Raw genomic sequence first — 12,118 nt, forward strand, 5'->3', positions numbered from 1 at the left:
CGCGCCAGCAACACCTCCACCAACTCCGCCACCGCACCCACCACATGCTCACAGTTGTCCAGCACCAGCAGCATCCGCCGCCGCGCACAGTGCTCGACGAGCCGCCCGACCGGGTGCACGGGGTCCTCGCCGAGCCTCAGCTCCTCGGCTCCGGCGCCGCGCAGCACGGTCTCGCGGGCGCCCACGGCACCGAGGACGGCCTCGGCGACGGCGGCGGCATCGGTGACGGGGGCGAGCTCCACGAACCACACCCCGTCGCTCCAGGAACGCCCGACCCGGTCGCCGACCTCCTGCGAGAGCCGCGTCTTGCCGACCCCGCCGGTCCCGAACAGCGTCACCAGCCGGAAGGCGCCCAGCTCCCCGGCGACCTCCGCCAGCTCCCGGTCCCGCCCGAGGAAGCTGGTGAGCCGCGCGACGAGATTCCCGGCGGACCCGCCCGTCCCCTCCTCGGCGAGCAGCTCCCCGTGCAGCCCCCGCAGCTCGGCGGAGGGATCGGCCCCGAGCCGCTCGACGAGCTCCCGCCTGACCCCCTCGTAGGCGGCCAGCGCCTCGGCCGAACGCCCGGCGTCGCGCAGCGCCCGCAGCCGCAGGGCCTGAAGGGGCTCGTCCAGCGGATGCTCGGCACACAGGGCGGTCAGCTCGGGCAGTACGGAGGCACTCTCCCCTTCGTCGAGGGCGAGGGCGAACCGCACCCGCAGGGCGTCGAGCCGCCGAGCGGCCCACCGCGCCCGCTCCCCCTCCACCCCGGCCAGATCGGCGAGGGGCACGGCGTCCCCCCGCCACAGCCCCAGAGCCTCGTCCAGCAGGCGGGCGGCGACGGCGCCCGAGCCCCCCTCCCCCGCCCGCACGCCCTCACCGACGAGCCGCTCGAAACGAAGGAGATCGACGTCGTCCCGCCGGGCGTCCAGCCGGTACCCGCCCTCGGCGGACAGCACCCGCTCCCGCCCCAGCGCCCGCCGCAGCCGCCCCACCAGCGCCTGGAGGGCGGCGACGGCGTCGGCGGGCGGGTCGGCGCCCCAGACCTCGTCGACGAGCACGCCCACGGGCACGGGACGCCCCGCGCGCAGCGCGAGGCCGGCCAGCAGGGCCCGCACCCGGGGCCCGCCCGCGGCGACGTCGGAACCGTCTGACAGCTGGGCCCGCGCCGGGCCGATGACGAAGTAACGCACCCGCCCATTCTCCGTGGCCGACGGCCCGGTCCCCCGCACCCCCACGGGTGAGGCCCGCGCGCGGTACGTTTCCCGACACGGCACAAGGCCGCGTCCGCCCAGGGGAGCCCCGCATGAGCACGACGACCCACCGTCACCACGAGCGGCGGATCAGCCCGGTCTTCCTGGCGATCCTGGCCGTGATGGGCGTCACCGGCTGGGCGGTGTGGACGGAATTCGCGGCCCTGCCGGGCCTGGCGGTCTTCCTCTTCGTGACCTCGGCGTGGATCGTCTCGCTCTGCCTCCACGAGTACGCGCACGCCCGCACGGCGCTGGCCGGCGGGGACATCACGGTCGGCGCCAAGGGCTACCTGACGCTGAACCCGCTCGCGTACACGCACGCGGTGCTGAGCATCGTCCTGCCGGTGCTGTTCGTGATCATGGGCGGCATCGGCCTCCCGGGCGGCGCCGTCTTCATCGAGCGGGACCGGGTCCGGGGCCGCTGGAAGCACAGCCTGATCTCCGCGGCGGGCCCGCTGGCGAACGTGGCGTTCGCGGTCGTGTGCACGGCGCCGTTCTGGCTGGACGCCCTCGACGGCGTCCCGCCCGCCTTCCGCTACGCGCTCGCGTTCCTGGCGTTCCTCCAGGTCACGGCGGCACTGTTGAACTTCCTGCCGGTGCCGGGCCTGGACGGCTACGGGGTGGTCGAGCCCTGGCTCTCGTACCGCTTCAAGCGCCGGATCGAGCCGTACGCGCCGTACGGCTTCTTCGTGGTGATCGCGCTGCTCTTCGTGCCGGCGGTCAACGGGGCGTTCTTCGACGGAGTGGACGCGCTGATGCGGGCGCTGGACGTGCCCGAGCTGACCCGCGCCTGCGGTTCGCGGCTGTACCGCTTCTGGGAGGGGACGCCGGAGGTCTGCCCGGTCTAGCCCTCCGTGGCGGAGGCGCCGGTACCGGTACCGGCGGCCTTGGCGCGTCGGATGTAGTACCAGGCCATGTTGGAGGACAGCCCGGCGAGCAGCACCCACACGATGCCGATCAGGTTGCCCTGGACGAAGGAGACGACGGCCGCGGCGACGGCGAGCGCGCAGACGACCAGGGCGTAGAGAGCGAGGCGGGGCATGGGGGTACGGCTCCTGTCCGGTACGACGGTGGTGCCGTCCCAGTGTCCCCCATGCCCGGAAGGTGTCAGACGTCGGTGACCCGCAGCCCGGCGTGCGCCTTGTAGCGCCGGTTGACGGAGATGAGGTTGGCGACGAGCGACTCGACCTGGTGCGCGTTGCGCAGCCGCCCGGCGAAGACGCCGCGCATGCCGGGGATGCGCCCGGCGAGCGCCTGGACGGTCTCGACGTCCGCGCGGACCTCGCCGAGGACCATGACGTCGGTGTCGATCTCGTCGACGGACTCGTCCTGGAGCAGCACGGCGGACAGGTGGTGGAAGGCGGCGGTGACCCGCGAGTCCGGCAGCAGCGCGGCGGCCTGCTCGGCGGCGGAGCCCTCCTCGGGCTTGAGGGCGTAGGCGCCCTTCTTGTCGAAGCCGAGCGGGTTGACGCAGTCGACGACGAGCTTGCCGACGAGCTCCTGGCGCAGCGCCTCCAGGGTCTTGGCGTGCCCGTCCCACGGCACGGCGACGATCACGATGTCGCTGCGCCGGGCGCACTCGGCGTTGTCGGCGCCCTCGACGCCCAGGCCGAGCTCGGCGGCGGCGGCGGTCGCGCGGTCGGCGGCGCGGGAGCCGATGACGACCTTCTGACCGGCCTTGGCGAGCCGGTACGCGAGGCCGCGGCCCTGGTCGCCGGTGCCGCCGAGGACGCCGACGACGAGCCCGGAGACGTCGGGGAGGTCCCAGGGGTCCTTGGGGGCGGGGCTGCTGGAAGGGGGCGTGGAAGTCATGCCCCCGACATTACCGACCGGTCGCACCGGGGGACCCCGTACGGGTGAGAGTTCCGCGAACGGCCGCGGCGGCCCGTGCGGCGGGCGCAGGATGCGGGGCCATGGACGCCGTACGTGTCGCGCTGCTGCGCGAGGTGCTCGCCGGTACGGAGTGGCCGGCGGCCGCCCGCCGCTTCGCGGGTTCGCTGCGCTCGTCCGTCGTCTCGCACGGCGGCGGGCTGTTGCTGGTGGGCACCGAGGAGTACGAGCCGTGGCACCTGGCCGCGCATCTGGTGGACGAGGCGGCGTGGTCGGGCTGTCCGGAGCTGGCGCCGACGCTGGTGCGGCACCGGGTGCGCCCCGGGGACCCGGCGCACCTGGCGGTGGGGCTCGGCCGGATCGAGTCGGCGCGGCGCGGGGCGACGCTGCTGATGGTCGCGCCGACGCGCCCGGCGGACGCGCTCCTGGAGCGGGTGCACGACGCGCGGCGGGCGGGGGCGACGGTGCTGTCGCTGGACGCGGGCGACCCGGAGCTGAGCGGCCTGGCGCACGAGACGCTGCTGGTGGGGGCGGACGCGGAGGTGGATCTGGACACGGTCCAGCACCTGGTGAGCGCGGCGACGGGGGAGAACCTGCCGCCGGCGCCGCGCGGGCGGCTGCGCTTCAAGGACCGGCTGTCGCGGCTGGCGGACCAGCTGACGGCACCGCCGCCGGCGCGGTGGTAGCGAGCGGCGGCCGTGCGGCGGCGTCCGGCACCGAGGCGCCGTGGCGCGCGGAGGCGCGGCGCGGGGGGGGCGCGGGGGCGCGGGGGTAATTCGTTTGCCCCCGCCGGACGCCCCGCCGACCATGTCCCCTCGTGAAACGACTGCTTCCCGATCTGGCGCCCTGGCGCGCGTCCCGTGATTTCCGGCGCCTGTGGTGGCAGGGGCTGGTCGCCGTCTTCGTCAGCTTCATGGCGCTGGTCGCGCTGCCGCTGCAGATCAAGGAGCTGACGGACTCGCCGCTGGCGGTCGGCGCGATGGGCGCGGTGGAGCTGGTCCCGCTGGTGGTGTTCGGGCTGTACGGCGGGGCGCTGGCCGACGCGGTGGACCGGCGCAAGGTGATCGTGGCGACGGAGGCGGCGTTCGGGCTGCTGGCGGTGGTCCTGCTGCTGAACGCGCTGCTGCCGGAGCCGCTGCTGTGGCCGCTGTACGTGGTGGCGGCCGGGGTCTCGGCGCTGGCGGGGCTCCAGCGCCCGGCGATCGACTCGACGCTGGCCCGGGTGGTGCCGCACGAGCAGCAGACCGCCGCGGCGGCGCTGAACTCGCTGCGCTGGCAGCTCGGTTCGATCGCGGGCCCCTCTCTGGCGGGTCTTGTGGTGGCGTACGCCGGGCACGCGGCGGCGTACGGGATGACGGCGGTGGGGTGCGCGGTGTCGGTGCTGCTGTGCCGGGGGCTGGCGCCGGCGCCCCCGGCGCGGGACGCGGACAAGCCCTCGCTGCGCGGGATCGCGGAGGGCGCGCGGTACGCGTGGTCGCGGCCGGTGCTGCTGGGCACGTACGCGATCGATCTGGCGGCGATGTTCTTCGCCTTCCCGAACACGATCTTCCCGTTCCTCGCGGACGACCTGGGCGCCCCGTGGGCGCTGGGCCTGATGTACGCGGCGGGTTCGGTGGGCTCGCTGGTGCTGGGGCTGACCAGCGGCTGGACGTCGCGGGTGCGGCGGCACGGGCTGCTGGTGGTGGCGGGGGCGGCGGGCTGGGGCCTGGCGATCGCGGCGGCGGGCTGGTTCGGGAACATCTGGCTGGTGCTGCTGTGCCTGGCGTTCGCGGGCGCGGGCGACATGCTGAGCGGGCTCGGCCGGTCCACGATCTGGAACCAGACGATCCCGGAGGAGCTGCGCGGCCGGCTGGCGGGCATCGAGGTCCTCTCGTACAGCGTGGGACCGCAGCTCGGGCAGGTCCGGTCGGGCGCGATGGCCGGCTGGACGGGCACCCGGGCGGCGGTCTGGTCGGGCGGGGTGGCGTGCGTGGCGTCGGTGGGCCTGCTGTGCCTGGCGCTGCCGAAGCTGCTCTCGTACGACGCGGAGACGGACGAGGACGCGCTGGCCCGCAAGGCGGCGGCGGTCGTCTAGGACCTGTCGCAGGGCCCTCGCCGGGGACGGGGCCGGGCCCGCTGGGTGAGGGCGGCGAGCACGAGGACGCCCGCCGACTCGACGACGAGGGCAGGGACGACGAGGCGCGCGTCGAGGGTCTCCCGGAAGCCGAAGAGGCCCGTGGTGAGGCTGAGGACGAGCGCGCCGAGGGTGCCCGCGGTGAAGAGCCCGGTGACGGCGGCGGCCCCGGCGAGGAAGCGGCGGGGCGCGCCGAGCAGGGCGGCGGCGAGGGCGAGGCCGATGACGCCGTTGAGGAGGAACAGGACGCCGATGGTGGCGAGGTCCCGGTAGCCGTCTCCCCAGAGGGAGAGGTGGATCACGGCCATCGCGACGGTCAGGGCGGCGCCGGTGAGGCGCAGCGCGGGCGTGACGGCGGAGCTCGCGCCGAGGTGTCCGGGGCTTCTAGTAGCCGGTGCCGTTGCCATCGCCGTTTCCGTTCCCGGGAGTGGTCGTGGCGGGGTTCGTCGCGCCGCCGATGGTGAGCTGGGTCTTCATGCCGAGGTCCTTGTGTCCGTCGATGGGGCAGTAGACCTGGTAGGTGCCGGGCTTGAGGTCGACGGTGAGGGTGGTCGACTGGCCCGGGGCGACCGTGTCGCTGCGGTTCTCCGTGCCGTTGCCCTGGATCTCCAGGGCGTGGTCGTGCTGTCCGTCGTTCTTCTCGACGAAGGTGTAGCGCCCCGGCTGGGTGGGTTGCGGGGAGAGCGCGATGTGGAAGTCGGTCAGGTCCGTCCTCACCTGGGTGGTCCCGGCGGGCGCCGGTGCCGTGGTGGACGGCGCGGACGGTGCCGGGGTCGGCGTACCGCTGCCGCTGCCGCTCCCGCCGCCTCCGCAGGCGGCCAGGAGGCCCACCATGGCGGCGCTGGTCAGGCCGAGGGCGATCCGGCCGCCGGTGCGGGTTCGGTGCTGGTGCGTGGTTCCGTTCATGATTCGGTCCTCCGGAGGGAATACGGGCGGGCCGCGCGGAGGGATTGCGCGGACAATGGACGGCAGGCAATCCCTTCGGGGCCGCCGGACGTATCCACGGTGTGCGGCACATGGGCGCTTCCTTCGGGCGCGTACCCGACGAGGCACTGCTCTCCGGTCTGACCACGGGCGACCAGGAGATCGCGGTGGCTTTCGTGCGCCGTTTCCAGGGGGCCGTGTTCGGGGTGGCGGTCACCGTCGTCGGTGATCCGCAGCTCGCGGAGGACATCGCGCAGCAGACCTTCGAGCGGGCCTGGCGGCACGCGCAGGTGTACGACCCCCGGCGGGGCTCGGTGCGGACCTGGCTGACGACGATCGCGCACAACCTGGCGGTCGACGCGGTACGGGCCCGGCGGGCCAGCCCGGTGGCCCCGGAGGAGCTGGACGCGCTGCTGGGCGCGGTGACGGACACGCCGGAGCGGCACGCGGTGGCGGAGGAGGGCTCGGCGCGGGTGCGGCGGGCGGTGGGGGCGCTGCCGCGCGAGCAGGCGCGGGCGCTGGTGATGGCGGGGATCTACGGGATGACCGCGCGGGAGGTCGCGGCGGCCGAGTCCGTGCCGCTGGGCACGGCGAAGACCCGGATCAGGGCGGGCACAGCGAAGCTGCGGGCGGCCCTGGAACGCGAGGAACGGGAGCGGCGGGAGGAGGACCGGCCGTGAACGGCGTGGCGTGCGAGCGGCTGCGGGAGCTCGGTGCGGAGCTCGCGCTGGGGGTGCTGCCGGCCCGGGAGCGGGCGGAGGCGGTGGCACACCTGGACGGCTGCCCGGACTGCCGGGAGTACGTGGAGCGGCTGACGGCGGCCGGTGACGGGCTGCTGGGGCTGCTGCCGGAGGTGGAGCCGCCGGTCGGCTTCGAGAGCCGGGTGGTGGCGGCGCTGGCCCCCGCCCCGGCCCCGGCGGTCCCGGCGGCGCGGCGGGGCCGGTGGGCGCGGCGGCACCGGCTGCGGCGTGCGGCGGTGGCCGGGGCGGCGGCGCTGGCCTGCGGGTTCGGCGGCTGGGCGGTCGGCACGGCGGTGGTGGCGGGCGCTCCGGCGGTGTCCACGGCGCCGGTGCGCGCGGGGCTTTCCGAGGCGGCGCTGCTGTCGCCGGGCGGGCGGGAGGTGGGCCGGGTCTTCGCGCACGCGGCGGGGCCGGGGCGGCCGGGGTGGCTGTCGATGGCGGTGGACCTGGAGGGCGCGGCCGGCGCGGCGGGGCCGGTGCGGTGCGTGGTGGACACGGCCGACGGCGGTACGGCGGCGCTCGGCTCGTTCGCCCTGAAGGACGGCTACGGGTACTGGGCGGCCCCGGTCCCGGCCCCGGCGGGCGCGGGGAGGCCGTCCGGGGTCCGCCTGCTCGCCCCGGACGGCACGGTCCTCGCGACGGCGGCCCTCCCGGCGCCGACGGTCACGTCCACGGCCTGAGCCCGCGGGCGAGCCCGGTGGCCCCCGCGGCCCCGCCGACCCGGCCCCGGGGGCTCAGCCGTCCCGGTCCTGCCCCGAGCCCGAGGGGTCCTCGCCGGAGGGCTTGTCGTGCCAGCGCGGGTCGGTCTCCCACTCCAGGTCGCGCTCCTTCGCCGTCTCCATGGCGTGGGCGGCCTCCTCGGGGGTGCCGTACGGGCCGAAGCGGTTCTTGGCCGGGCACTCGGGGCCCTCCTCGACCTTCTTGTGCTCCAGGCAGTAGTACCACTCGCCCGGCTTGCCCACCGTGCGCTTCTTGAACAGGGCCATCGTCGGCTCCTTCCTCTGTCGCCATGCTGCCCCAGACGCGGTCGTTAGACTCGCTGACATGTCTGGCCAGTCGCTTCTCGTACCGGGGGAGCTCTCCCCCCACCGTTCCGTCCCGGGGTCCATCCGCCGCCCCGAGTACGTCGGAAAGCCCGCCCCGACCCCGTATTCCGGGCCCGAGGTGCAGGACTCCGACACGATCGAGCGGATGCGGATCGCCGGCCGCATCGCCGCGCGGGCGATGGAGGAGGCCGCCCGGCACATCGCGCCGGGGGTGACCACGGACGAGCTGGACCGGGTCGCGCACGAGTACATGTGCGACCACGGCGCCTACCCGTCGACGCTGGGCTACCGCGGCTTCCCCAAGTCGCTGTGCTCGTCGGTCAACGAGGTCATCTGCCACGGCATCCCCGACTCGACCGTCCTCAAGGACGGCGACATCGTGAACCTGGACGTGACGGCCTACATCAACGGCGTCCACGGCGACAACAACGCCACCTACCTGTGCGGCGACGTCGACGAGGAGTCGCGGCTGCTCGTCGAGCGGACCCGCGAGTCCCTGAACCGGGCCATCAAGGCGGTCAGGCCCGGCCGCCAGGTCAACATCATCGGCCGGGTCATCGAGTCGTACGCCAAGCGCTTCGGCTACGGCGTGGTGCGCGACTTCACGGGGCACGGCATCAACTCGTCGTTCCATTCCGGGCTGATCATTCCGCACTACGACTCGCCGCACCACACGACCCTCATCCAGCCGGGCATGACCTTCACGATCGAGCCGATGCTGACGCTGGGCACCCACGACTACGACATGTGGGACGACGGCTGGACCGTGGTGACCAAGGACCGCAAGCGGACGGCGCAGTTCGAGCACACGCTGGTGGTCACGGAGACCGGGGCCGAGATTCTTACGTTGCCCTGACCCGGTAGAGGGGTAGCTTTTTACCGACAGGACGTCGGGAACCAGTTGACTTAGGCAAGCCTAACTTGGCAGGATCATCCTGGTCATGATGGTTCCCGACCCCCGACGGTCCCGGAGGCACGCCTTGGACACGCCCTTCTCGACACTCATCCGCACCGCGTCGCACGAGCAGCACACGGAGGCCGAGTCGTCGACGTTCATGAGCGACCTCCTCGGCGGACACCTGGCCGTGGACGCGTACGCGCGCTACACGGAGCAGCTGTGGTTCGTGTACCGGGCCCTGGAGGACGGCGCGGAGGCCCTGCGGGCCGACCCGGTCGCCGGGCCCTTCATACAGCCCGAGCTGTTCCGCACGGCCGCCCTGGAGCAGGACCTCGCCCATCTGCGGGGCCCCGACTGGCGCGCCGGGCTCACCGCCCTGCCCGCCACCGAGGCGTACGCGGCGCGGGTCGCCGAGTGCGCCCGCGACTGGCCGGCCGGCTATGTGGCGCACCACTACACCCGCTACCTGGGCGACCTCTCGGGCGGCCAGATCATCCGCGACAAGGCCGAGCGGACCTGGGGCTTCGCCCGCAAGGGCGACGGCGTGCGGTTCTACGTGTTCGACGCCATCGGCAACCCGGCCGCCTTCAAGCGGGCCTACCGGGAGCTGCTCGACGGGGTGAACGCGGACGACCTGGAGAAGCAGCGGATCGTCGACGAGTGCAAGCGCGCCTTCGACTTCAACGGGGCGGTCTTCCGGGAGCTCGCGACCGAGTTCCCGCTCAGCGCCGCCTGACCCGCGCCGCCTGACCCGCGCCGTCCGCGTCGCGCCGTCCGCGTCGCGCCGTCCGCGTCGCGCCGTCCGCGTCATGCCCGGCGCGGCCCGTGCGCGCGCACTCGCCCGGCGGAGACCCCGGGGCCCTCCGAGGCCCCGGGGTCCGCGCGTTCCCCGGGGCCTCAGACGGTGAGGGTCCGCTCCAGACGGACGCGTCCGCCCAGCTCCACGATGCCGTCCGGGCCCGGCGCGGTGAGCAGCTGCGAGCCCCGGCCCTGCGTGATGTTCAGCGCCCGGCCGAGCTCCGCCGTCAGCAGCAGCGCCGCCGCGCCCGTCGCCTCGTCCTCGTCGATGCCGTCCCCGCGCCCGGGGAAGGCCCGCGCGCGGATCCGCCCGGCGGCCTCGTCCTCCCAGGCCCAGGCGTAGATCCACTCCCCCGGCTCCGGCACCTCCAGGGCGTCGACCTCGGCGGCCGTCGCGTAGCGCCGCAGGGTGCGCGGCGGGGCCCACTCGGCGCGGGCCTCGATCCAGGTGAACTCGCCGTCGCCGCGCACCCAGACCTCCCCGGCCGGCGGGTGGACGACCTCCAGGTCGAGCAGCCAGGCCGCGCCGACGAGCGGGTGCCCGGCGAAGGGCAGCCGCAGCCCCGGGGTGTAGATGTCGACGACGCCGCGCTCCGGGTCGTCGACGAACACGGTCTCGCTGAAGCCGAGTTCCTTGGCGAGCGCCTGCCGGGAGGCCTCGTCGGGGTGACCGTGCCCGTCCCGTACGACGCCGAGCGCGTTGCCGTACCGCCCGTCCCCCGCGCAGAAGACCCGCAGGACGTCGATGTCAGTGACCGTCGTGTTCATGGCGGCATTGAAGCATCCGGACGTCCGGTCGTGCCGGGGCACCGCGAAGAGGCCGCGCCCCCGGAGGGGCGCGGCCTCGGTCCCGGGCCGGGGATCAGACGCCGGCCGCCCGGCGGCGGACGGCGATGACGATCCCCGCTCCGGCCGCGGCGGCGACTCCGGCGGCGGCCAGCAGGGGGCCGGTGGCGGTGTCGGAGCCGGTCGCGGCGAGCGCGGCGGAGCCGCCCACGCTGCCGCCCGTGCCGCCGCCCGCGGAGCCGCCCGCGGAGCCGCCCGCCGCGCCCGGCCCGCTCGGGAGGGTGGCGTCCCCGGTGGTGGCGAGGCTGACGGTGACCGGGTCGATGGCGGTGCCCGCGGCGTAGAAGGCCTCGCCGCTCGGGCCGGCGAAGGTGGCGGCGCCGTCCTTCGTCAGCTTGGCGGGGAGCGCGGCGAGGGTGACGACGCCGTTCTTGGGCTTCCAGTCCGCCTTGGTGAGGTCGAGGTCGGCGAAGGCGACGTCGCGCTTGGTGCCCTTGGCGGTGGTCACGTCGGCGACGAGGGTGCCCCTGGTGCCGTCGGCCTTCACCGTGACGTCACCGATGGTCCAGTCGATGCCGTGCGCCGCGCAGGCGAAGCGGAGGCTGCCGCCGAAGCCCGCGTCGGCGGTCCGGGCCGTGCTGTCGAGGCTCGCCCGGGTGAGGGCGAGGTCGTAGCCGGAGCCGTTGGTCCGGGCGCCGCCGGCCGGGGTGACCGTACCGCCGCAGGTGCCGGTGACGTACGACCGCCAGGACTGCTTCACGCCCCAGCTCAGGCGTCCGCTCTTGACCGCGCCGGAGTCCGGGGCGGTGGTGGGGGTGCCGGTGGCGGTGGGCTTCGCCGTCGCGGTGGGGGTGGGCGTCGGCTTCGGCGGGGTCGTGGTCGAGGTCGGCGTGGGCGTGGGCCGCACCGTCGGCGGCGTGGTCGGCGGCTGGGTCGGCGGCGTGGTCGGGGCGGTGGGCTCGGCGCCGCCCGGGGTCACGGTGAGAGTGGCCGGGTCGAGGGCCTCGCCCGCCTTGTAGAAGCCCGCGAAGGCGTCGGCGCCCTGAGGGGTGAGCGTGGCGGGTATGCCCGCGAAGACCATCGCGCCGCCCGCGCCCGAGCCGGGCCGGACCGCACTCATGTCGAGCGCCGCGAAGGGGATGTCGTCGCGGGTGGTGTAGCTGCCGTCCTTCTCCTTGGTGACCACGTCGGCGGTGATCTCGCCGGTCGGCGCGGCGGTGCCCTTCGTCGACAGGCGGACGTCGGAGATCCGGATGTCCAGGGCCCCGTCGTGGGCCTCGAAGCGGACGCCGCCCTTGAAGGAGTTGGCGGTGGCGTGGGTGCCCCGGTCGTAGCTGCCGGTGCCGTCGACGAACGTGAAGACGCCGTGGCCGGCGGCCTGGCGGGCACCGCCTTCGAGGGTGGTCCGGCCCTTGGCGAAGGGCTTGGCGAGGTAGGAGCGGAAGGACTCCTTGATGCCCCAGTCGAGGGTGCCGTTCCGCAGCGGGATCGGGGGCGCGGCGTCGGCGGCGACGGCGGGCAGGGCGAGGGCGCCGGTGCCGAGCGCCACGACGGTGGCGAGGGCGGCGGCCCGGACGAGGGCGCGGTGGCTCAGGGGGGTGGCCATGGGTGGGTGCTCTCCTGGTGAGGGTGCGGGCAGGACGGGGTGACGGCGCGCCTGTGTGCCGGCGGCCGGTGCGATGGAGCGAGGAGGTCGGGAGAGGAGGGGGCGAGGGTTCGGGGGTGATGCCCGAACGGGCGGGGGACGTGCCGCC

General features: G+C 75.1%; 15 protein-coding genes. 7 read left to right on the forward strand and 8 right to left on the reverse strand.

Annotation, left to right across the window (positions count from 1 at the left end; genetic code table 11):
• A partial coding sequence (locus ACZ6J5_RS35390; RefSeq protein WP_469398058.1) for an AfsR/SARP family transcriptional regulator occupies window positions 1–1,169 on the reverse strand: 1,169 nt, incomplete at its 3' end.
• A 113-nt stretch (window positions 1,170–1,282) separates the two neighbouring features.
• Here ACZ6J5_RS35390 and ACZ6J5_RS35395 point away from each other — a divergent pair.
• Entirely contained in the window at window positions 1,283–2,077 is a 795-nt protein-coding gene (locus tag ACZ6J5_RS35395) for a site-2 protease family protein (protein WP_469398059.1), read from the forward strand.
• Here ACZ6J5_RS35395 and ACZ6J5_RS35400 read toward each other — a convergent pair.
• Both ACZ6J5_RS35400 and npdG read right to left on the reverse strand, forming a co-directional pair.
• Complete coding sequence (locus ACZ6J5_RS35400; protein WP_469398060.1) at window positions 2,074–2,271, reverse strand: hypothetical protein; 198 nt, start codon at window positions 2,269–2,271, stop codon at window positions 2,074–2,076. The two genes, ACZ6J5_RS35395 and ACZ6J5_RS35400, sit on opposite strands and share 4 nt — an antisense overlap.
• A gap of 65 nt (window positions 2,272–2,336) precedes the next feature.
• Window positions 2,337–3,041 carry an NADPH-dependent F420 reductase gene (npdG, locus tag ACZ6J5_RS35405; RefSeq protein WP_469398061.1) on the reverse strand — a complete coding sequence of 235 codons (705 nt, stop codon included), beginning with the start codon at window positions 3,039–3,041 and terminating at the stop codon, window positions 2,337–2,339.
• Window positions 3,042–3,142: 101 nt separating this feature from the next.
• On the opposite strand from npdG, the gene ACZ6J5_RS35410 reads away from it, so the two are divergent.
• Entirely contained in the window at window positions 3,143–3,745 is a 603-nt protein-coding gene (locus tag ACZ6J5_RS35410; protein ID WP_469398062.1) for a hypothetical protein, read from the forward strand.
• A 131-nt stretch (window positions 3,746–3,876) separates the two neighbouring features.
• Window positions 3,877–5,133: an MFS transporter gene (locus ACZ6J5_RS35415; protein WP_469398063.1), complete on the forward strand. Its 1,257-nt coding sequence runs from the start codon at window positions 3,877–3,879 to the stop codon at window positions 5,131–5,133.
• Here the strand turns inward: ACZ6J5_RS35415 and ACZ6J5_RS35420 are convergent.
• The gene (locus ACZ6J5_RS35420) at window positions 5,130–5,579 is read right to left on the reverse strand and encodes a hypothetical protein (protein WP_469398064.1); all 450 of its coding nucleotides are present in this window, start codon (window positions 5,577–5,579) and stop codon (window positions 5,130–5,132) included. The genes ACZ6J5_RS35415 and ACZ6J5_RS35420 overlap by 4 nt on opposite strands.
• Window positions 5,557–6,078, reverse strand: coding sequence for a plastocyanin/azurin family copper-binding protein (locus ACZ6J5_RS35425; protein ID WP_469398065.1), 522 nt, complete (start codon window positions 6,076–6,078; stop codon window positions 5,557–5,559). Before ACZ6J5_RS35425 ends, ACZ6J5_RS35420 begins: the two co-directional genes overlap by 23 nt.
• A gap of 110 nt (window positions 6,079–6,188) precedes the next feature.
• On the opposite strand from ACZ6J5_RS35425, the gene ACZ6J5_RS35430 reads away from it, so the two are divergent.
• On the forward strand, window positions 6,189–6,776 hold the full coding sequence (locus ACZ6J5_RS35430) for an RNA polymerase sigma factor (RefSeq protein WP_469398066.1): 588 nt from the start codon (window positions 6,189–6,191) through the stop codon (window positions 6,774–6,776).
• Complete coding sequence (locus ACZ6J5_RS35435; protein WP_469398067.1) at window positions 6,773–7,516, forward strand: zf-HC2 domain-containing protein; 744 nt, start codon at window positions 6,773–6,775, stop codon at window positions 7,514–7,516. Before ACZ6J5_RS35430 ends, ACZ6J5_RS35435 begins: the two co-directional genes overlap by 4 nt.
• Before the next feature lie 54 nt (window positions 7,517–7,570).
• On the opposite strand, the gene ACZ6J5_RS35440 is transcribed toward ACZ6J5_RS35435, so the two are convergent.
• Window positions 7,571–7,822, reverse strand: a complete 252-nt coding sequence (locus ACZ6J5_RS35440) for a hypothetical protein (RefSeq protein WP_469398068.1) — start codon at window positions 7,820–7,822, stop codon at window positions 7,571–7,573.
• A gap of 58 nt (window positions 7,823–7,880) precedes the next feature.
• Between ACZ6J5_RS35440 and map the strand changes: the two genes are divergently transcribed.
• Both map and ACZ6J5_RS35450 read left to right on the forward strand, forming a co-directional pair.
• Window positions 7,881–8,738: a type I methionyl aminopeptidase gene (gene map / locus ACZ6J5_RS35445; protein ID WP_469398069.1), complete on the forward strand. Its 858-nt coding sequence runs from the start codon at window positions 7,881–7,883 to the stop codon at window positions 8,736–8,738.
• Window positions 8,739–8,826: 88 nt separating this feature from the next.
• Window positions 8,827–9,516, forward strand: a complete 690-nt coding sequence (locus ACZ6J5_RS35450; protein ID WP_362480431.1) for a biliverdin-producing heme oxygenase — start codon at window positions 8,827–8,829, stop codon at window positions 9,514–9,516.
• A 161-nt stretch (window positions 9,517–9,677) separates the two neighbouring features.
• Here ACZ6J5_RS35450 and ACZ6J5_RS35455 read toward each other — a convergent pair whose 3' ends face one another.
• Window positions 9,678–10,346: a PhzF family phenazine biosynthesis protein gene (locus ACZ6J5_RS35455; protein ID WP_469398070.1), complete on the reverse strand. Its 669-nt coding sequence runs from the start codon at window positions 10,344–10,346 to the stop codon at window positions 9,678–9,680.
• A gap of 94 nt (window positions 10,347–10,440) precedes the next feature.
• A complete protein-coding gene (locus ACZ6J5_RS35460) occupies window positions 10,441–11,970 on the reverse strand; it encodes an HtaA domain-containing protein (RefSeq protein WP_469398071.1) in 1,530 nt (509 codons plus the stop codon).
• Between the last annotated feature and the right edge of the window lie 148 nt (window positions 11,971–12,118).

The organism is Streptomyces sp. NPDC042100 (assembly GCF_055582325.1).